Source organism: uncultured Sulfitobacter sp., from assembly GCF_947497275.1.
In the GTDB taxonomy this organism is placed as follows: Bacteria; Pseudomonadota; Alphaproteobacteria; order Rhodobacterales; family Rhodobacteraceae; genus Sulfitobacter.
In genome coordinates this window covers 41,063-60,913 of the sequence record NZ_CANMFS010000007.1, presented here as the reverse complement: position 1 = coordinate 60,913, position 19,851 = coordinate 41,063, and the positions used below count along the sequence as shown (strand labels likewise).

Genomic DNA, 19,851 nt, shown 5'->3' with positions numbered 1-19,851 from the left:
GTGCGGGTAATTCTGAACAACAACTGGGAGGAAGACATGTTCAAACGCAAAACAATCGGGAGCAGGGGGGCCATCGGTGCCGCAGTGGCGTTGAGTGCCCTTCTTGTGGGCGGCGCGGTTTCGGCCAAGGACCTTACGATGGGGACCACGAGCCCGACGTCCAGCCACTTTACGATCTCGGTCGCGATGAGCAAGGCGATCGAGACCGGTATGGAGGATACCACCGTCAACGTGATCGAGACCGGCGCCAGCGTGGACAATGTCCTGCGCCTCGCGCGGGATGAAATCGATCTTGGCCTTGCCACCACTGACATTCTGATCGCTGCCCGAAACGGAACCGGCAAGTTCGACGGAAACGCCATTGCCGATACGGTGGCGCTGTATCCCTACAGCGCGTCGGTGTTGCTGATTGCCGCAACCGAAGCATCGGGTGTGACTACGCTTGGCGATCTGGATGGCAAGAAATTCAATCCAGGTATTCGCGGATCGGCTGCCGAGAACCTGACAACCACCGTCCTGTCGATGTTCGACATCAACGCCGACCTCGTGCACGGAGCCGTCGGGGACGCGGTGGAAGGCATCAAGAACCGCCAGATTATCGGTTACAGCAAATACGGGGCCGCAAACTCTGTAGATGCGACCTTGCAAGAGTTGATGACCAGCACAGAGATGCGGTTGATCGGGTTCTCCGAAGAGCAGGAGAAAGCGGCGACACAAGCCATGGAAGGCGTCGGTTTCACAACCCTTCCCGCAGGTCTTATTGCGGGGTCCGAGGAGATGCGGGTGCCCAAGCTCAACGTCTTTTTCCTGACACGAACGGGCGTCATGGACGACGACACGGCCTATGACATCTCGCGCAGCATCCACCAGAACATGGACCTGCTGGTCGAGGCCTGGCCGCAATTGGCGGAGTACGATACCGCCGCCGATGCCGTCGCGACGATGGAGGCCGGTATCGTCTATCATCCGGGCGCGGCGCGCTACTGGAAAGAAGCCGTGGGTAACTGATTCCGCACTGCGGACGGTCACGCCGCCGGTCGAAAGGACCGGTCGAGCGGGGCGCAATTTGCGCCCCGCCGCCTGAAGGGGAACACGACAATGAAACACTCATCGGCCGAGGCTTCGCCCTGGCAACGGCGCGGAACACAGGCGCTCGGCGCGCTGTTTGCGGCATTTGTCGCTTTGCATTTCTACAATGCCCTGTTCGGACAGTTCGAACCGCTGGTTCAACGACCGATCTTTATCGGCTTCGGTCTGGGTGGTGCCTTTTTCCTTTACGCCGCGCGCGCGGCGCGGACCGGCGGTCGAAACGGGCTGGAGCGGACCATCGACATCACGCTCGGGCTGCTGGCCTTTGGCGTGTGCCTCTATGTGATCCTTAACCGGGATCGCTTTTCCGACATCATGGTGCAGTACGGGCCGCTCGACAAGGCGGCGGGGTTGCTGGCCGTTCTGCTGACGCTCGAAGCGGCCCGACGAGTGATCGGGTGGTTCCTGCCCTTACTGGCACTGATCACCGTTCTTTATTATTACTTCGGATACGATCTGATCGACGGGGGCTGGCGCCCGCCGCGCGTTTCGGCCCGCACGGCGGTCGAGACCTTCTACAGCTCGACCACCGGTATTTTCGGCTATCTGGCGGATGTGGGCGCGCGGGTCATCACGATCTATGTGCTTCTGGGGGCGTTGCTTTTGTCCACCGGGGCGACCGACGTGTTCATGAAGATGGCGACATGGATCGCCGGGCGTACCTTCGGCGGACCTGCCAAGGTCTGCGCGCTGTCCTCGGCGATGTTCGGGACTGTGACCGGATCGGCGGTGGCGAATGTGATGGCGACGGGCTCCATCACCATCCCCACGATGAAGCGGCTGCGCTATCCGCCGGCCTTTGCCGGCGCGGTCGAGGCGGTTGCGTCTTCCGCCGGTCAGCTGACGCCGCCGGTGATGGGGGCGGGGGCCTTCATCATGGCTGAGTTCCTGAACATTCCCTACACCCAGATCGCTGTGGCAGCGATGGGCCCGGCGTTTCTCTACTACCTCGCGATATGGCTCGGAGTGGATCTTTATGCGCGCCGTACGGGCCTTCAGCCCACACCAAAAAACGAAATGCCGAAACCGGCGGATTTCCTGGCACCCGACAAGGCGATCCCGCTGTTTCTCCCCATCGGGACAGTGATCTACTTTTTGTTCCAGGGCTACACACCAAGCTTTGCCGGTGCCGCGTCCATCATCGTTTTGATCTTGGCCTGTGCGGCCGTGCGCCCCTTTGGCCGGGACACGCGGGAGCAGGGGCTGAAGGCATGTTGGACCGGGCTGGCCCGCGACGTTTACGAGGGGATGGTTGAGGCGGGTCGCGCGTTGGTGATGATTGCCGCGTTGCTGGCTTGTGCGGCGATCGTCGTCAAGGTTCTGACGGCGACGGGCGCGGGGGTCAAAATCTCGAACCTGCTGTTTTCAGTATCCGATCAAGGCCTGATCGTCGCCTTGCTGCTGGCGGCTGTTCTGTCGATCGTGCTGGGCATGGATGTGCCGACCACGGCCTCTTATGTTCTGGCGGCGGCGGTTGCAGCACCCAGCCTCGTGCGGCTTGGCCTGCCGGAACTGACGGCGCATCTGTTCGTCTTCTACTACGCGATCCTGTCAGCCATCACGCCGCCGGTCTGCGCCAGCGTCTATGCCGCTGCCGCGCTGGCCGGGGCCAATTTCTGGAAAGTTGCCGGTCGCGCACTGGTGCTTGCCGGGGCGGTTTATGTGGTGCCCTTCCTGTTTGTGTTCAGACCGGGCATTCTGGCGCAGGGCGGCACCGGTCAGATCGTTCTGGATCTGGGTGTGGCAAGCGCCGCCGTCTTTGCGGTCAGCGTCGGGTTGAGCGGTTACTTTCGAGGAACGCTGTCCATACCTGGGCGGGGGGTGTTTCTGGCGTCGGCTGCCTTGCTGTTCTATGCCGCGCCGATGGCCGATATTATCGGTGGGCTGGCATTGACCGGTCTGATCGTCTGGCGGTTTCTGCGCGGAGAGCGGCAGACCCTCAGCACCGGGTGACGCCTGTACCTTTTTCGCAAAGAAGGCCGCCGCAGAATACCTGCGGCGGCCCCATCAAGATTGGTTGCGCGGACCTGTGCCTGCTGTCTCAGGTCATCGTGAAGTAGGGAAAGGTGATCTCGTCACTGGCTTTCACGAAGGTCACTTCGACCTTGGCCCCGATATGCACTTTCTCCGGGTCGTCGGTCTGGATCCGGCTCATCATCCGCGGGCCTTCTTCCAGTTCGATCAGCGCGACAACATAGGGAACGTCGTCGGCAAAGGCCGGGCCCGCCGGGCGGCGGGCGATGGTGAAGGTATGCACCTCGCCCCGCCCGCTGACCGTATCGAAATTCAGATTGTCGGAATGGCAATGCGGGCAGATCGCCCGTGGATAGAAGTGATGCTTGCCACAATCGCCGCACAGCGGGATGTCAAGGCGGCCTTCATGCGCGGCCTGCCAATAGGGGGCGCTGTCGTGGTCGATCACCGGAAGCGGTTGTTCAGTGCTCATCGGCTCAGTCCTTTTGCAAAATTACAGTCGCGCCAGAGGACAGCGTGCCCCCGGTGCCATGCACCAGCGCGGTCTCGGCTCCTGCGACCTGCCGGTCGCCACAGACGCCCCGCAACTGGCGGGTGGCCTCGATCAGCAGGAATATCCCGTACATGCCCGGATGCAGCGCGGACAGGCCGCCGCCATTGGTGTTCATCGGAAAGGCGCCGCCCGGCGCTGTGCGTTGGCCGGAGACAAAATCGCCGCCTTCGCCGATCTTGCAGAAACCGAGCGCCTCCAGCGTCAGCAGGACCGTGATGGTGAAACTGTCGTAGACCTCGACCACGTCGATATCGGAAGGGCTTACACCGGCCATTTTCATCGCGGTTTCGCCGGCCTTTTGCGCGGGCAGCAGGCGGGCGAGATCGGGCATCTCTGCGATGGCCCAATGGGTGTGAGCCTCGCCATAGCCCTTGACCGCGACGGGTTTGGTCCTGAGGTCCTTGGCGCGTTCGGCGGTGGTCATCACGATGGCGCCCGCACCGTCGGTGACAAGGCAGCAGTCGAGCAGGTGCAGCGGTTCCGAGATCATCGTGCTGGACATGACGTCATCGACGGTCAGCGGATCGCGCCGCGTTGCGGCGGGGTTCAGCTGCGCCCATTTCCGGGTGGCGACGGCAATCTCGGCCAGATTTTCGGAGGTGGTGCCATATTCATGCATGTGCCGCTGCGCCGCCATCGCGTAACCGCCCACAGGCGTCGGCATTCCGTAGGGGGTTTCGTGTTGCATGGACAGCACCGAAGGACGCCCGCCCAGATTGCGGCTGCGCAGGGATTTCTGGTCCGAGCTGTAGACAATCAGCGCCACCTCGCAATAGCCCTCGCGCAGCGCCATTGCGGCGTGGGCGACATGTGCCTCGAACGCCGAGCCGCCGATATTAGTGCCATCGACGTAGGTTGGCATGATGCCGAGATATTCGCCCAGCGTTACCGTGGCCAACTGTCCCGGCCCCGGCACACCCCACATGCCGGCGGTCAGAAGACCATCGACATCGTCCAGCGTCAGGCCCGCTTCTTCAACGGCGGCCTTTGCCACTAAGGCGGCATGGCCCAGGACCGACGCCTTGGTGACGAATTTCCCACCCTCGATTGGCGCGTCGGCAAGGCCGACGATCACCGGATCGCGTCCGTTCTTCATATGCTCTTTCTCCCTGTTGTTCCGTCGTTCCGATGCGGTCCCGACGTCAGTTCGGGCGCATGGTCTTGGCGATCAGCGTGCGCTGGATCTGCGATGTCCCGCCGCCGATGGTGCTTTGCATTCCTTCGCGGAAATACCGTTCCATATCCGCCTCCGGCAACATGGAATGACCGCCGAGGATCTGCATGCCGTTGCGTGTGACGGTTTGCAGGGTCTCGGAGGCAAAGAGCTTTGCCATCGACACTTCGCGCGTGCAGGGCGTTTTGGCCGCTGCAAGGTTGGCGGCACGATAGACCAGCAGACGCGCGGCGTCGACCTGGGTCTGCATATCGGCCAGCATGTGGCGGATCACCTGAAAGTCGAAGATCGGCTTGTCGAACTGGATCCGTTCATGCGCATAGCGCAGAGCATCGTCCACCGCTGTCTGGGCGTTGCCCACATAGGCGGCGGCCACGGCGACACGTTCCAGTTCCAGATGGTCGGTGATGATTTTCCAGCCTTCGTTTTCGGTGCCCAGCAGCGCGTCGGCGGGCAGTTTCACATCGTCGACGAAAATCTCGGTGGTGCCCGTTGCGCGCCGCGCCAGGGTCGGCAGCTTGCGGATGTCCAGCCCTTCAGCGTCGTTGGGGATCAGGAAGACCGAAAGCCCCTTGTGCTTGGGGGCGTCGGGGTCGGTGCGGGTCAGCATGGCCAGAATCGCATTGTCGGCCTTTGCGCCCGAGCACCAGAGCTTTTGCCCCTTGACCACCCAGCCATTGCCATCACGCCGCGCGCGGGTCTTGGTCGAAGCCGCGTCCGACCCAGCTCCGGGTTCGGAGATCGAAATCGAGAAGCGGATATCGCCATCAAGGAACGGCTGGATGTAGCGCTCTTTCTGTTCGGGCGTGCCGAATTTCTCGATGTTCATCGCGGTGAAGGTGGCGACCATCAGACCGGTGGAAAAATCGAAACCGTATTTCGCCAGCCCCTCGCACATCAGGGCGTAATCCATGATATCGCCGCCCAGCCCGCCGCTTTCCTCGGAAAAGAGGATGCCCAGCCAGCCCTGCTTGGCGACCTTTTCATAGGCCTCATAGGGATATGCGCGCTCAAGATCGCATTTGCGAATATAGTCGCGGCCGATTTCCTCGTCGATGAAACGCTCGACGGTGGTGCGCCACATCTCCTGCTCAGGTGTCAGAAAGTTCATGCGTTCTCTCCGTGTGTTTTGTCATGCGCGGCGCGGATCTTGGCGGGCTCGCCGGGGCGATCCAGACGTGTCTTGCGGATCAGCAGACTGAATTCGCAGCGCAGGACTGTTTCGTCGCGTTGGTTGATGCCTTCCAGCTTGCTGGTCACAACGCCGTGCTTTTCGTCATGGTCCTTCAGATTGACGATTTCCACGCGCGCCCAGAGGGTGTCGTTGATGAACGTGGGCCGCAGAAAGCGCAGCTTGTCGCAGCCGTAGAATGCGGCGAGCACGGAGCTGTCGAAGGGGATCATGGCATTAACGATGGAAAACACGAGGCTGCCCTGAACAAGGCGCTGGCCGTAGATTGCTTCCTTGGCATGCTCGATGTTGGAATGCAGCTCAAGCCAGTTCCCGGTGAGCATGCAGAAATTGACGACATCGGTTTCCGTCATCGTGCGCCCACTCGATACGCCGGTCTGGCCGAGTGACAACTCTCCGAAAGGGTGACGTATCACGTTAAATTCTCCTGTTGGTCCGTCTTGGGTGACAACACGATCAAGGCATCGGCAGCGACCAATCCTTTCCCGTCCGCCCGAACCATCACAGGGTTGATTTCAATTTCCGAGATCAGATCGGCGTTCTCGGCAAAGAAAACAGATATGCGCGAAATCAGGTCCGCCAGGGCCCCCCGGTCGGCCGGTTCCGCGCCGCGCAGGCCCGCCAGCATCCTGGCGCCCGGACCCGAGCGCACCATAGATTCGGCGGTTTGTGGTTTTGCCGGAGCGAGCCGGATTTCGGCTGCGTCGATCAGTTCCACCAGAATGCCGCCGGGACCGGCCAGAACGATCGGGCCGAACGTGTCGTCGCATTTACAGCCGATGATCCATTCGGCCACGGACCCTTCTTCCATTTCCTCGATCAGAGTCGTGCCGCCCGGGAACCGTTGCGCCATTTCGGCGGTGGCACGCTTCGCCTCTTCGGGCGAGAGACCCAGCCGGACAAGGCCATGATCGGATTTATGCGGATAGTCGTCGTGACACAGCTTGGCGACACAGCGCCCTTCGGCGGGGTTGCGTTTTGGCACCGGTATGCCGATCCGCTGCAGCAGGTCCTTCGCGTCAGCCTCGTGCACCACTTTACGCCCGGCACAGTGCCAGCTTTCCAGTGTTTCTCTCGGGGTCATGATACTTCTCCCGTCGTGGCTGCCAGCGCCGCAAGGCCCGACGCCGCCCGTGCGGGCGAATCATACACTGGAACAGCCCGTTCTCGCAGCGCCTCGCCCGAGGCATTGCTGCGCGCAGCACCGGTCCAGACGATCAGGATCGGCTTGCCGGTGCTGTCGAACGCTTCGGCCAAGGCTTCGATGAACTGTTGATCCGGCACAAATGTGATGATTGCGATGGCGATATCGACGCCCGGATCATCGGCAACGGCCTCCAGACAGCGACCCACATAGGTGGGATTCGCCAGAACCACGCCGGTCAGATCGACCGGGTTCGAGACCGACCCGTAGAACGGCACATAGCGGGCCAGCGCGGACTGCGTCGTCTCGGCCAGCACCGGCACCTCGAACCCCGCGCTTTCGGCCAGATCGGTCATTTCGACGCCAAGCCCACCGGTGACAGAGATGATGCCGACCCGGTTTCCCGCAGGCTGCCGCCCCGAGGCGAGCGCCGTTACCGCATCGACCGCGGCCACGGACTCGCGCGCACGGATAACTCCGGTTTCACGAAACACCGCACTGATCACCCGGTCGTCCCCGGCCATCGCGCCGGTATGCGACTGGACCGCGCGCGATCCGGCGCGGCTGCGCCCGCCCTTGACCGCAACGACGTGTTTGCCTGCCTTTGTCAGTTGACGTGCAACTTCGGCGAACCGACGCCCGTCGCGTAGTTCCTCGACATAGCACAGAACCACACGCGTCTGCGGGTCGTTCCCCAGATAGTCGAGCAGATCCGCCGCTGTCAGATCGGTTTCGTTACCGCTGGAGACGATGGCATTGATCCCTACGCCGCGTTCGCCCAGGCGCAGCGCCATAAGACCCGCAAGCGCACCGGATTGGGAGATCATCGCCACCGGGCCGGGGCGAAGGTCGTTGAACATGGGACTGAAGGTCAGTTGCAGGTCCGACGCAGGGCGCACCACGCCTTCGCAGTTCGGTCCGACCAAACGAAAGGATGCGTTCTGCATGATCCTGCGCAACCGCAGTTCGTTTTCCTGCCCGTCTTCCCCGGCTTCCGAGAACCCCGACGTCACCCCGACCACGACTTTGACATCGAGCCGCGCGCAGGTTTCCAGCGCATCAAGTGCAACACCGACCGGCGTGGCCAGAACGACCACGTCAATCGGGCCGTCGATCTCTTCCAGGCTGCGCACAGCTTCAAGGCCCTCGATCTCGCCGCCAGAAGGGTTCACCGGGATGATCTTGCCGCGATAGCCGTTGCTCTTCAGCAGCGCCAACACGGCTTGTCCGAGCTTGCCTTTGGTGCGGGACGCCCCGACCACGGCGATGGTGCCCGGATCGAACAGACCGTCCAATGCCTGTGCAACCGAGCGTCGGCGTTCAGCCAATCGATTCGTGTCTGGATCAACCATTTATTCCTCCGTCAAGTGAAAACGTCGTTACCCTTTTCAATGATCTAACGAGCGTTCGATTGTTCTCGCAATGTATTTCGGTTTTAGGGAGACTGAGGGCGCTGGACCCGGAGGTTGGGGCTTGACGACCGAGAAATGACAATCTGGGAGACGACCGAATGAAGGTAGAAGACGGGCCGCTGAGCGATCTCAGGGTGATAGAACTGGGACATGTGATTGCCGCGCCGATGTGTGGCGCGCTGCTCTCCGATTTCGGTGCCGAGGTGATCAAGATCGAACGACCGGGGCAGGGCGACATGCTGCGGGTTCTGAGCGCGCGCGCCAAGGATGGTGTAGGTGTCTGGTGGAAAACACTGGCCCGAAACAAGCGGCTGGTGGCGCTGGATTGGAAGACCGACGAGGGCCGCGAGGTTCTGCGCCGCCTGGTCGAAAACGCGCAGGTTCTGATCGAGAACTTTCGCCCCGGTGTGCTTGAAAGAGCGGGGTTGGCGCCGGAGGTCTTGCATGAATGGAACCCGGACCTGGTGATCGTGCGGATCTCGGGCTATGGCCAGACCGGGCCGCGGTCCTCCTGGCCCGGTTTCGGTCGGGCCGGCGAGGCCATGAGCGGACTGGCCAACATGACCGGCTTTGCCGACAACGCACCGATGCACCCCGGCTTTCCGGCGGCAGATTCAACCACTGGCCTTATGGCGGCCTACGGCGCGATGATGGCGCTTCATGCGGTGCACAACGGCAGCGCCCGGGGGCAGGTGGTGGATCTGGCCATCTTCGAGCCGCTGTTGCGTCTGATCGACTATCACGTTCCAACGCGGACCGGCGCCGGCCTGCCGGTTGATCGAAACGGGCTTCAGGCTCCCAACGCCTACGCCCCGGCGGGCGTATTCCGCGCCCGGGACGGGAAGTGGGTCACGGTCAGCGCAGGCAGCGCGGCGACCGGGCGGCGTCTTTTGGAGGCCGCGGGCGGACAGGAATGGGCTGAACAGCCGCAATTCCAAAGCCTGGATGGTTTTGCGGATCATACGGAAGAGATCGTCGACCGGCTCGGCGCATTCGTGGCACAGCATGACGCGCAGAAAGCGATCGACATCTTCAAGTCCCACGATGCCGTGGCGGCGATGGTCTATGACGTCGATGACATTTTGGCCGATCCGCAGATCGCGGCGCGCGGCGACATCGTCGGGGTCGAGGGAGACGACACGAGAGTCGTCGGACCCGTGCCAAAGCTGGACAAGACGCCGGGACGATTGCGCTGGCTCGGGCGCGGTGAACTGGGGGCCGACAGCCGTGCGGTGCTGGAAGAGCTTGGTTTCGACCCCGAACAGATTGCCGCGTTGATTGATAATGGCACGGTTGGCGAGCCGGACTCCTGATCGGGGTCCGCGAGAATGAAGGAGAAAAATCATGACCTATCAAATGACATCGGAGCAGCAGGGAATTCGGGACGCGATCTTTCGGATTTGCGAAGAGTTCGATGATGAATTTTGGCTAGACCGGGACCGCGAGGGTGGATTCCCGCACGAATTGCATCAAAAGCTGGCCCGCGATGGCTGGCTGGGCATCGCCATCCCCGAAGAGTACGGCGGCGCCGGTCTGGGCATCGTCGATGCGGCCATCATGATGCAGGCCATCGCGGAATCGGGGGGCGGCAACAGCGCGGCCTCGGCGGTGCACATGAACATCTTCGGCCTCAATCCCGTTGTCAAATTCGGCACCGACGACCAGAAGAAAAAGCACCTTCCGCCGCTGGTGGCCGGCGCGCAACGGGCCTGTTTCGGCGTGACCGAACCAACCACCGGCCTGGACACGACCAAGCTGAAGACCCGTGCCGTGCGTCAGGGCGACCGCTATGTTGTGCACGGGCAGAAGGTCTGGATTTCGACCGCCCAGATTGCCGACAAGATCCTGCTCTTGGCGCGTACCACGCCGCTGGAAGAGGTCAAGAAACCCACCGAAGGCCTGAGCCTGTTCTACACCGATCTCGACAGGACATTCGTCACGGTGCGCGAGATCGAGAAGATGGGCCGCAAGTGTGTCGATTCAAACGAGCTGTTCATCGACGGGCTGCCGATTCCGGCCGAGGATCTGATCGGCGAGGAAGGTCAGGGCTTTCGCCAGATCCTGCACGGGTTGAACCCCGAAAGGGTTCTGATTGCCGCCGAAGCAGTTGGCATCGGGCGCAACGCGCTGCGCCGCGCTGCGGATTACGCCAATGAGCGTGTCGTGTTTGGCAGGCCGATCGGCCAGAACCAGGGTGTGCAGCACCCCTTGGCCGCCTGCTGGGCCGAACTGGAAGCGGCCAACCTCATGGCGATGAACGCCGGCGCGCTTTACGATGCTGGCAAGCCGTGTGGAAACGAAGCCAATGCGGGCAAGTATCTGGCTGGCGAAGCGGCGGTGAAGGCGACGCAGACCGCACAGCTGACATTCGGCGGTTTCGGATATGCCAAGGAATACCATGTCGAGCGTCTGGTGCGCGAAGCCATCCTGTTCCGCATTGCGCCGGTCACACCGCAACTGGTGTTGTCGTTCATTGCAGAGCACGCGCTTGGCCTGCCGAAATCCTATTAATACGAACATCAAAGGAAAACCCATGCGAATTGACGGAATGGATGCCATTTTCGCTCCTCGTTCTGTTGCCGTGATCGGCGCGTCGAGTGACCCCAAACGCATCGGCGGACGACCGGTGGATTTTCTCAGGCGGCATGGGTTCGACGGTACGATCCTGCCGATAAACCCGAAAACGTCCAAGGTGCAGGGGCTGACGGCATATCCGTCGATCACCGAGGCTCTGACGACACCGGATCTGGCGGTAATCGCGCTGCCTGCGCGGCTGGCGGTTCAGGCGGTCGAGGATTGCGCGGCGCGCGGCGTGCGCGGCGCGGTGATCTTCAGCTCGGGGTTCTCCGAGGTCAACGACGAAGGTGCAGCGCTTCAGGCGCGCATGGTCGATATCGCGCGCGAAGGCGGTATGCGGCTTGTCGGGCCGAACTGCCTTGGCATCGCCAACGTCCGCCACAACCTTTACGCGACCTTCACGCCGGGGGTCGAAAAGTACCTGCCCAAGCCGGGCGGCGTGTCGATCGTCAGCCAGAGCGGGGCCTTCGGGTCGTACTGTATGACGCTCGTCAGGATGCGCGGACTGGGCGTTAACCTGTGGGCGACGACGGGCAATTCCTGCGACGTCGATTTCGCCGATGCCGTAGCCTATTGCGCGCAGGATGACGAAACCCGCGTGATCATGGGCTATCTCGAAGGCGCGACCGACCGCGACAGGCTGGTCGAGGCTCTTGAACTCGCCCGCGCCCGCGAAAAGCCGGTGGTCATGATGAAGGTCGGACGCAGCGCGGTTGGCGCCGAGGCCGCACAGTCGCATACCGCATCACTGGCGGGGTCCGACGCGGTCTATGACGCGGCTTTCCGGCAATACGGTGTCTACCGGGCGCACTCGGTCGATGAAATGTTCGATGTGACCTATGCCTGCGCCGAATCCGCGTCGATGATGCAGGGCGACCGGCTGGGTCTTGTGACGGTGTCCGGTGGCGTTGGGGTGCTGATGGCCGACGAGGCAGAGAAACTGAAGCTGGATGTACCCGCGCTTCCCGATCATGCGCAGAAGAAGCTGAAAGCGGTGCTGCCCTTTGCCGGTGTCCGAAACCCCGTCGATGTGACGGCGCAATTGGTAAACCAGATCGACCTCCTGGAAACCAACATGGATGTGTTGTTTGGCGACGGCGAAATTGACGGTGCCATCATCTTCATGTCCACGGTCGGTCTTGTTGCCGACCTGAACGAAGCCATCCGGACCGGGCTGGAGCGCATCCGCGAGAAGTACCCCGGCAGGCCGATGCTGTTTTGTTCGCTGACCGAACCCGAGGGTCGTGCCGCATATGAAAAGTCGGGGTTCATCGTGTTCGAGGAACCGACCCGTGCGGTCCGCGCGATGGCCGCATTGCGCTATTTCGCCAAATCCTTTGCGCGCGCGGGCGAAGACGACCCGATACCCGAACTGGCGGACCTGTCGCCGTTGCCGGACGGCATGGTGAACGAGATCGAGGCGAAGGCCTTGCTTGCCGAGGCCGGCATCGGGATCGTGCGCGAAACCCTGGCCAAGACCCCGGTGGCGGCAGCCGAAGCGGCGCAGGAGATTGGCTTTCCGATCGTGCTCAAGATCGCTTCGCCCGACATCCTGCATAAATCCGATATCGGTGGTGTGGAACTGAACCTGCGTTCAGCCGAAGAGGTCCGCTCTGCCGGGGCGCGCATTCTGGAGCTGGCGTCCGAGAAAGCGCCCGATGCGCGGATCGACGGGCTGGTCGTGGCCGAACAGGCTGCACCGGGGCTGGAGGCCATACTCGGCGTGACCCAGGATCCGGCATTCGGGCCGGTCGTGATGTTCGGTCTGGGCGGGGTGCTGGTCGAGGCCTTGGGGGACGTGTCTTTCCGGGTTGCCCCTTTCGGCCCCGCCGAAGCGCGTCGCATGATCGACGAAATCCACGGTCGCAAGCTGCTGGACGCATTCCGCGGCGCGCCCGAACGCGACATCGACGCGCTCGCTGACGCGCTCGCGCGCCTGTCCGCCTTTGCGGCCCATCACGGCGCCGCGCTTGAGACCATTGATGTGAACCCGTTGATCATCGGTCCGAATGGCCAGGGCGCCGTGGCCGCAGATGGCGTAATTATCCCCACGAGAAGAGGAGGCCACTGACACCCGTACCCGACACCTTCCCGAGCCTCCAACGCATGTGGCGGAATTTGTGTAATTTTCTAACAGTTGACAGAAATTACATCCGCCGCCATTCTACTTTCTGAATACTGTTCATATAATAGTATGCCGGGAGGGGATTATGGATGACGCGCATCGGGCTTCTGTGAAGGCACGCGGGACCCCCATCGTGAAATCGGTCGCACGCACTTGCCAGACCTTGGTGTATTTCGACGAGGTTCGTCGACCGCTGTCGGTCGTGGAGGTCTCCAAGGAACTGGGGTATCCGCAATCGAGTACCTCGGCGCTCCTGAAAAGTTTGGTCGAGTTGGGGTTCCTGACCCACGACGCTAAACAGAAGAGCTATTTCCCCACCGAGCGGGTTCCGCTTTTGGGGTCATGGATGAATCCCGACCTGTTCGGTGAAGGCATCATTCAGCGGCTGCTGAAAGCTATTTCGGAACGGACCCGGCATGTGGTGGTTTTGGCAACCAAGAACGGTGACGAGGCGGAGTATGTGCACCTGATCCGTCCGAAGAAGTCGCCGATCCACCACATTTCACTTGGCACGCGACGGCCGCTGGGAATTTCGGGGGTTGGACGGGTTCTGATGAGCCGTTTCAGCGATGAAGAAGTGTGCCGGCTGTTGCGAAGAATCAATGCCTATCGTGCGCCCGACGAACCGGCAGTGGACGTGAAGGCCTTCGTCGCCTCGTTGGCCCAGACCCGCGCCAAAGGGTACTATCTTTCCACCGATCAAGTTGTCAAAGGTGCTGGATTGATCTCCATGCCTTTTCCCAGCCACCAGAGTTCTCGTCTTTTCGCCGTCGGGGTTGGTGCCCCAACGGATGTCATCCTGCGATCCGAAAACGAGATTGTTAAGATCATGCGTGAAGAAATTGTTCGGAATCTGGGAAAGAAAGGTCATGATCCAAGGGTCTGTTGATCATCGGGGTCCCGTCTGTCGTGATTTCCGATGCACCCTCAAAGATGAGGCTCGAATGGATACGAGCAGGTTTGCAATCAAAGATCATGCTATAGATACATGTAGTGCGGCCCGTCATTTGATCCGGCCAAACCTCACCGGTTGCAGACGTGGTTTCGGTTCTGAATTGGATGAATGCACAAATCAACTGGCCGGATTCGTTACACTACCGCCTTTGGTCCCCGCATAAACGTATTTTCAGACTCGGGATGAAGGTGGCCGAACCTATGCACGGCCGGCCCGGATTTCAGCCGCATAACGCGCGACCGGGCCGGGTGTCGAAGCGACGGATGCAAACGCGCCCACCGGCAGAGATCTGAGCGTATTTGGCGGCCCGGGCCCACACAGGAACCGGGCCGACCGCGATCTGTTATCAGTTCTGTCCCAGCGCTGACCGGAAAGCTTCGAGGACCTCGGACCCCGGCTCGCCTTGGGCATCGAGTTGTTCGGCCCATTCGGACCCCACTGTCGACAGGATCTGGTCGAGCTTTTCCACGTCTCCGGCGGGCAGGTCGACGAAGGTCACACCAGCATCGGCAATCTGCTGCTTGACTTCAAGGTTCTGCCGGTCGGCGGTTTCGCAGCCTTCCTTGGTCACATCCTCGCCAATCTCGGTGATCGCCTGCTGGACGTCCTCGGGCAGACTGTCCCATTTTTCCTTGCTGATCACGTAGGTTGCAACGAAAGATCCGAAGTTCATTCCCTGCGTTCCCCAGTCAAGGAAGGTTTCCATTCCGTAGGGGGTGACGCTGGGATAGGGGAAGAGCCCGGCGTCGATCGTTCCGCGCGACAGCGCCTCGCGCACTTCGGGCGCGGGCATCTGGACCGGCACGCCGCCGATCTTCTGAACGGTCAGGTCAAGCGCGCCGCCGGTGCTGCGAATCTTCAGGCCTTCCATGCTGTCCAGTCCGGTGATTTCGCGGCTGGACGTCAGCAGGTTATAGGGCGGCAGCACCATCGCCATCAGCATGCGCACGCCATTCGGTGCGAATTCGGCCTTATCGAGTACGCCGCCGGGTTTGGCGATCTCCCAATAGGCCATCGTGCCCTCGCACGAGGTCGTAAACGCTTCGGGTAATTGACCTACCGCCGACAAAGGCATCTTGTCGCTGACATACGATGGGCCGACATAGCCGATATCGGTCACACCGGTCTGGGTCAGCGACAGCAGGTCCTTGGCCTTGCCAAGCTGCTGCGCCGGGAAATAGGCGAACTCGGTCTTTCCGGTCCGCTCGCTCACCCGCTCCATGAAGGGTTCGATGAGGCTCTGGGCAATGTAATGCCCGGTGGGCAGACTGTCGGCCGCGCGCAGTTCGATCTCCTGCGCGGAGACCGGTTGCGCGGCGAGTGGCAGCAAAGCGACGGCCAGGGCATGGCCGGCTGTCCGTACGGGCGATGGAACTCTGAATATTCTGGGCATGGTTTCATTCTCCTCCTGTCTTTTAGGGTTATGGACCGACGCGATTGCGCAGGCCGCTGTCGTCAGTTCATTGTCGAAGGCAACCACAGTACCAACGCGGGAAAGGCGGTGAGCAGCGCGATCACCAGCAAATGCGCCAGGACATGGGGGAATGTGCCGCGGAAAATTTCGCCCAAGGGTCGGCGCGTATACCTGGCCACCACAAAGACGTTCATACCCAGCGGTGGCGTGACCATGCCGACCTCGGCTGTCACCACGACGATCACGCCGAACCAGACCGGATCGAAGCCCAGCGTCAGGACCAGCGGCAAGAGTACCGGTACCGTCAGGATGAGAATGGCGATCTGGTCCATGAAGGCGCCAAGAAATATGTAAATGATCAGGATCACCACCATCACCCCCATCGGTGGCATACCGAGACCGCCGATCCATTGGGTCAGATCGTTGGTCACTCGCGTGAGGGTGAAAAAATAGCCGAAAATATGCGCCCCGAGGATCACAAAGAAGATCATGCAGGTGGTCTGCGCCGCGCGCCTCAGGCAACCCCAGGCCGAACCGAATCCCAGCTTGCCCTCGCGCAGCGCCAGCAACATCGCACCGAAAGCACCGATGCCCGATGCCTCGGTTGGCGTGGCAATTCCGGAGTAGATCGTGCCAGTGACGGCCATGAACAGCAGCAACATCGGCCCCACGCGCGACAGCGACGCGATCTTTTCGCGAAAGCTGTAAGACCGGCCGGCGGGCGCCGCCGAAGGATCGATACGCACCAATACCGCGACCGTGAGCATGATAGTCAAAGCGACCAGTATCCCCGGGATCACACCCGCCACCAACAGTTGTCCGACTGAGATATCTGCGATGATCCCATACAGTATCAGCGCCACCGACGGCGGTATCAACATCGCCAGAGTGCCCGAAATCGCCACCACGCCGCTCGCCAGCTTGGGGTCGTAGCCTTCGTCGATCATCGCCGGGATCGAGGTGGAGGCAAGCGTTGCCGCCGAGGCCGTGCTCGATCCCGAAATCGCGCCAAAGCCGGCCCCGGCCACCGCCGTGGCCATTGCCAGACCACCGCGCAGTCGGCCAACCCATACGGTTGCGGCGCGGAAAAGATCCTGCGCCACGCCTGAGATGATGACGAACTCGGCCATCAGGATAAACATCGGGATGGTAATGATCTCGTAGGAATTCGCGGTGCTTAGGGGCGCGGTTTTCAGGATGCCACCCAGCACAGCCATGCCGCCGAACAGGTAAAGCCCAACCGAGCCCGAAATTGCCATTGCCAGGGCCACCGGAAGCCCGATCACGAGCAGCCCGGTCAGAAGGACAATAACCAAAGCCACCGTCACAGGACGTCCTCCCCGTGGGGAGCAGCCGTCTCGGGCGGGGGCGGCATCTCGACCAGATCGTGATGCGAAAAAATGGAAAGCCCATGCCCGACCGCCCGGTAGACCAGCCGAAGCGTCAACAGCGCGGTGCCGATCAGAACAACCAGATAAGCCGGCCACGTCAACCAAGGCACCAGCGCGGCGATCCGGTCCTGCCCGGCATAGGCGCTTTGAAAGCGGCCCAAGGCCTCGGCCCCGATCAGCGCCATAACCACTGCCCCGGCGGCATAGCCCACCGCCAGACCCAAGTGCCGAAACCTTCGCGGAAGCACGTTCTGGAACAGATCGATTGCCACATGGCCGTGATGATGAAGCGTGTCGGGCAGCATCAGAAAAAACACCGCCACCACAAGGTAAAGCCCGATCAGGTCGTACGACCAGCCCAAGGGCATCGAAAGCGCGTAGCGCATCGCGACATCCACGACCACGATCAGCATGATTGCCGCCAGTGCGATACAGGCCAGCGCCGCGAGCCCAGTCTCGAGCGCGGCCAACCCGCGCGAGACGACTGACATCGTGCGTGCAACCCCCCTGTCTTCCGATGGCTCCATTGCGATCTCGCTCCCGTTTTTCACTATTGCAGGCTCTTTATTCAGCGGTAAATTCGGGACCCGAAGAAACCACCTTTGCCTCATTGTGGCGCCAAACTTAGCAAGGCCCCCTTGCAAGTCAACGCTTCGCGTGTAAAAAATATAGGAATATAGTCTTATGGTCTTTTGGAGCACCGTGTTATCGTCGACGGCGATCCGGAAGAGGGGGATGGTGTCATGTTTCAGATGCTCGATGGGGTGCGCGTTATAGAGTTGGGGCACATTCTACTTGCGCCTTACGCCACGCAGTTCCTGGGCGATTTCGGTGCCGATGTAATCAAGGTCGAAGCGCCGGACGGCGATTATTACCGGCAGCTCGGCGTCTCTCGCGTGCCGGGGATGACCGCACAATGGATGGCGGTAAACCGGAACAAGCGCAGCATTGCGCTCGATCTCAAATCTCCCGAAGGGCGCGAGACGCTGTTGGAAATGCTGAGCCAGGCGGACATCGTGGTTCACAATATGCGGGTGCCCGCGATCGAGCGGCTCGGCCTTGGATATGATGCGGTGCGGGCAGTCAATCCCCGCATCGTCTACTGTGCCGCGATCGGGTTCGGGCAGGACGGCCCCTATGCGGACCTTCCCGCCTTCGACGATCTGATCCAGGCGCGCTCGGGTTTGGCCGAGGCCAATGGTCGCAACACTGGGGCGCCCGCCTTCGTGCCGATGGTGGCCGCAGACAAGATCACCGGGCTGGCGCTGGGTCAGGCGATGCTTGCCGGTCTGTTCCGGCAGCGCACCACCGGCGAAGGGTGCTATATCGAAACCCCGATGTTTGAAACCATGGTGTCGGTAATGCTGAGCCAACATTTCAGCGGTGCCGCCTACCGGCCGCCGGAAGGCGGGTTCGGCTACGCCCGGGTGATGAGCCCGTTTCGCAAGCCGGCGCAAACCAGCGACGGCTTCATCGCACACGGGGTCTATAAATTCGACCAATGGCAGCGGTTTTTGCGCGCGGTGGGTCGCGATGATGTGGTCGACGGCCCCATGATGACCGACGCAGTCACCACTCAGCGGCACTTCCCCGAACTCTATGAACTCGTTGTAGCGCATATCCTGCCGCAACGGACCACCGCAGAGTGGCAGACGCTGTTCGACTCTCTCGACATCCCCAACGCGCCGGTCATGGCCATGGAGGATCTGCCCGACGATCCGCATATCCGCGCGGTCGGGCTGATCGAGGATTATGACCATCCCCAGCAAGGGCCGATGCGCCGGGTCCGCAGCCCGTATACGATGCACGGTGTAGAGACGGGGCCCGATCTTCCCGCACCGGCGCTTGGCGCACAGGGCGCGGAGATTCTGGAGGAATTGGGCTTCTCATCGGATCGGGTTGCGCAGCTCATTGCGGCAGGGACCCTCGTTCAGCCCGAGCCGGACTTGGCCACCGCAGACGGTCCGACGGCAGCGGTGCGTCGATCTGGCGAGCAGCCATGAGCGGTGGCCGGCCCCCCGGTACCGGGAGCGTTTCCCGTTCCGCGGAAGGTCCGATCCGGGATTTGCTCCGGCAGCGTGACGGCATACCGCTCTATCTCAAACTGGCGAGTCTGTTTCGGGAAAAGATCCGTCGCGGGCAATGGCCGGCGCAGACCCAGTTGCCCACGTTACCGGTTCTGTGCGACGAATACGGCATTGCACGCGAGACCGTGCGCCAGGCCTTGGGGGTTCTGCGCAGCGAAGGCCTGATCGACAGTACGCGCGGACTGGGCACTTTTGTTAGCGCGCAGGCCGAACAGATCGAGCCGCGCGCGCCCGCCTACGATCCGCTGACGTTGGGCTCGCAGGTCCGCATCGAGATCCTGGCGCGCGTGCCTTGCGAGGCGCTTCCCGATCTTGGCCGCGACCTTACGGGGATGGAAACGCCGCTGCTTCATGTGCGCAAGCGCCATCATACCGGGACCCAGCCCTATTCGCTGGTCGATCTCTGGTTGCCGCAGCGCTATTTTGATATGCTGCCCGAGGGTGCCGACGAAACGCAGGTTTATTCGCAACTGTTGCGCGATCATACCGGCCTGACGGACCTGTCGGGCGACCAGATCATCACCATTGTCCGGGCCGATATCGCCACCGCCCACTTGCTGGACGTCACCTTGAGCGAGCCGGTAGCCCACGTTGTCTCGCGCCTGTTTGATCCCGAAGGCCGACCGGTCATGGCCCACATCGTTCATATCCGCAGCGACGTTTTCGCCGCCGAGCGCCAGTTCGGCAATCTCGCCACGGGCGATCCCGGCTCTTGGCGGCCGCACATGGCGCAACCCGCCATGCCCGACCCTTAATACGGGACA

17 protein-coding genes are annotated in these 19,851 nt (G+C 61.8%); 8 read left to right on the top strand and 9 right to left on the bottom strand.

From position 1 onward, the window contains the following. Positions 1–36: 36 nt before the first annotated feature. The gene (locus Q1A06_RS14775) at positions 37–1,008 is read left to right on the top strand and encodes a TAXI family TRAP transporter solute-binding subunit (RefSeq protein ID WP_299565225.1); all 972 of its coding nucleotides are present in this window, start codon (positions 37–39) and stop codon (positions 1,006–1,008) included. A 90-nt stretch (positions 1,009–1,098) separates the two neighbouring features. Beyond that, positions 1,099–3,042 carry a TRAP transporter fused permease subunit gene (locus Q1A06_RS14770; protein WP_299565222.1) on the top strand — a complete coding sequence of 648 codons (1,944 nt, stop codon included), beginning with the start codon at positions 1,099–1,101 and terminating at the stop codon, positions 3,040–3,042. A gap of 88 nt (positions 3,043–3,130) precedes the next feature. On the opposite strand, the gene Q1A06_RS14765 is transcribed toward Q1A06_RS14770, so the two are convergent. Genes Q1A06_RS14765 through Q1A06_RS14740 form a run of 6 tightly spaced genes read right to left on the bottom strand, consistent with a single transcriptional unit; the run spans position 3,131 to position 8,478 of the window. Next, positions 3,131–3,535, bottom strand: coding sequence for a Zn-ribbon domain-containing OB-fold protein (locus Q1A06_RS14765; RefSeq protein WP_299565219.1), 405 nt, complete (start codon positions 3,533–3,535; stop codon positions 3,131–3,133). A 4-nt stretch (positions 3,536–3,539) separates the two neighbouring features. Further along, positions 3,540–4,712 (bottom strand): acetyl-CoA acetyltransferase, encoded by a 1,173-nt coding sequence (locus tag Q1A06_RS14760; RefSeq protein ID WP_299565217.1) that lies wholly within the window; start codon positions 4,710–4,712, stop codon positions 3,540–3,542. 46 nt (positions 4,713–4,758) lie between these two features. Beyond that, positions 4,759–5,901: an acyl-CoA dehydrogenase family protein gene (locus Q1A06_RS14755; protein ID WP_299565215.1), complete on the bottom strand. Its 1,143-nt coding sequence runs from the start codon at positions 5,899–5,901 to the stop codon at positions 4,759–4,761. Beyond that, on the bottom strand, positions 5,898–6,398 hold the full coding sequence (locus tag Q1A06_RS14750; RefSeq protein WP_037929881.1) for a MaoC/PaaZ C-terminal domain-containing protein: 501 nt from the start codon (positions 6,396–6,398) through the stop codon (positions 5,898–5,900). The genes Q1A06_RS14755 and Q1A06_RS14750 overlap by 4 nt, the downstream gene beginning before the upstream one ends. Beyond that, the gene (locus tag Q1A06_RS14745) at positions 6,395–7,066 is read right to left on the bottom strand and encodes an acetate--CoA ligase family protein (protein WP_299565210.1); all 672 of its coding nucleotides are present in this window, start codon (positions 7,064–7,066) and stop codon (positions 6,395–6,397) included. The genes Q1A06_RS14750 and Q1A06_RS14745 overlap by 4 nt, the downstream gene beginning before the upstream one ends. Continuing rightward, positions 7,063–8,478, bottom strand: a complete 1,416-nt coding sequence (locus Q1A06_RS14740) for a CoA-binding protein (protein WP_299565207.1) — start codon at positions 8,476–8,478, stop codon at positions 7,063–7,065. Before Q1A06_RS14740 ends, Q1A06_RS14745 begins: the two co-directional genes overlap by 4 nt. Before the next feature lie 158 nt (positions 8,479–8,636). On the opposite strand from Q1A06_RS14740, the gene Q1A06_RS14735 reads away from it, so the two are divergent. The 4 genes from Q1A06_RS14735 (at position 8,637) to Q1A06_RS14720 (ending at position 14,129) form a co-directional block, all read left to right on the top strand. Further along, positions 8,637–9,851 (top strand): CaiB/BaiF CoA-transferase family protein, encoded by a 1,215-nt coding sequence (locus Q1A06_RS14735; RefSeq protein ID WP_299565204.1) that lies wholly within the window; start codon positions 8,637–8,639, stop codon positions 9,849–9,851. Positions 9,852–9,882: 31 nt separating this feature from the next. Continuing rightward, positions 9,883–11,049 (top strand): acyl-CoA dehydrogenase family protein, encoded by a 1,167-nt coding sequence (locus Q1A06_RS14730; RefSeq protein ID WP_037929869.1) that lies wholly within the window; start codon positions 9,883–9,885, stop codon positions 11,047–11,049. Between the two features lie 22 nt (positions 11,050–11,071). Continuing rightward, entirely contained in the window at positions 11,072–13,186 is a 2,115-nt protein-coding gene (locus Q1A06_RS14725; RefSeq protein ID WP_299565195.1) for an acetate--CoA ligase family protein, read from the top strand. Between the two features lie 139 nt (positions 13,187–13,325). Next, positions 13,326–14,129 (top strand): IclR family transcriptional regulator C-terminal domain-containing protein, encoded by an 804-nt coding sequence (locus Q1A06_RS14720; protein WP_299565189.1) that lies wholly within the window; start codon positions 13,326–13,328, stop codon positions 14,127–14,129. Between the two features lie 412 nt (positions 14,130–14,541). On the opposite strand, the gene dctP is transcribed toward Q1A06_RS14720, so the two are convergent. From dctP to Q1A06_RS14705, 3 genes are all read right to left on the bottom strand, one after another. Then, a complete protein-coding gene (gene dctP, locus Q1A06_RS14715; RefSeq protein ID WP_299565183.1) occupies positions 14,542–15,588 on the bottom strand; it encodes a TRAP transporter substrate-binding protein DctP in 1,047 nt (348 codons plus the stop codon). A 62-nt stretch (positions 15,589–15,650) separates the two neighbouring features. Continuing rightward, positions 15,651–16,931 (bottom strand): TRAP transporter large permease, encoded by a 1,281-nt coding sequence (locus tag Q1A06_RS14710; RefSeq protein ID WP_299565176.1) that lies wholly within the window; start codon positions 16,929–16,931, stop codon positions 15,651–15,653. A 2-nt stretch (positions 16,932–16,933) separates the two neighbouring features. Next, complete coding sequence (locus tag Q1A06_RS14705) at positions 16,934–17,551, bottom strand: TRAP transporter small permease (protein WP_299565173.1); 618 nt, start codon at positions 17,549–17,551, stop codon at positions 16,934–16,936. Positions 17,552–17,692: 141 nt separating this feature from the next. On the opposite strand from Q1A06_RS14705, the gene Q1A06_RS14700 reads away from it, so the two are divergent. Together Q1A06_RS14700 and Q1A06_RS14695 are read left to right on the top strand one after the other, a co-directional pair. Then, positions 17,693–19,003 carry a CoA transferase gene (locus Q1A06_RS14700; RefSeq protein ID WP_299565170.1) on the top strand — a complete coding sequence of 437 codons (1,311 nt, stop codon included), beginning with the start codon at positions 17,693–17,695 and terminating at the stop codon, positions 19,001–19,003. Positions 19,004–19,065: 62 nt separating this feature from the next. Next, the gene (locus Q1A06_RS14695; protein ID WP_299565166.1) at positions 19,066–19,842 is read left to right on the top strand and encodes a GntR family transcriptional regulator; all 777 of its coding nucleotides are present in this window, start codon (positions 19,066–19,068) and stop codon (positions 19,840–19,842) included. Positions 19,843–19,851 lie beyond the last annotated feature (9 nt).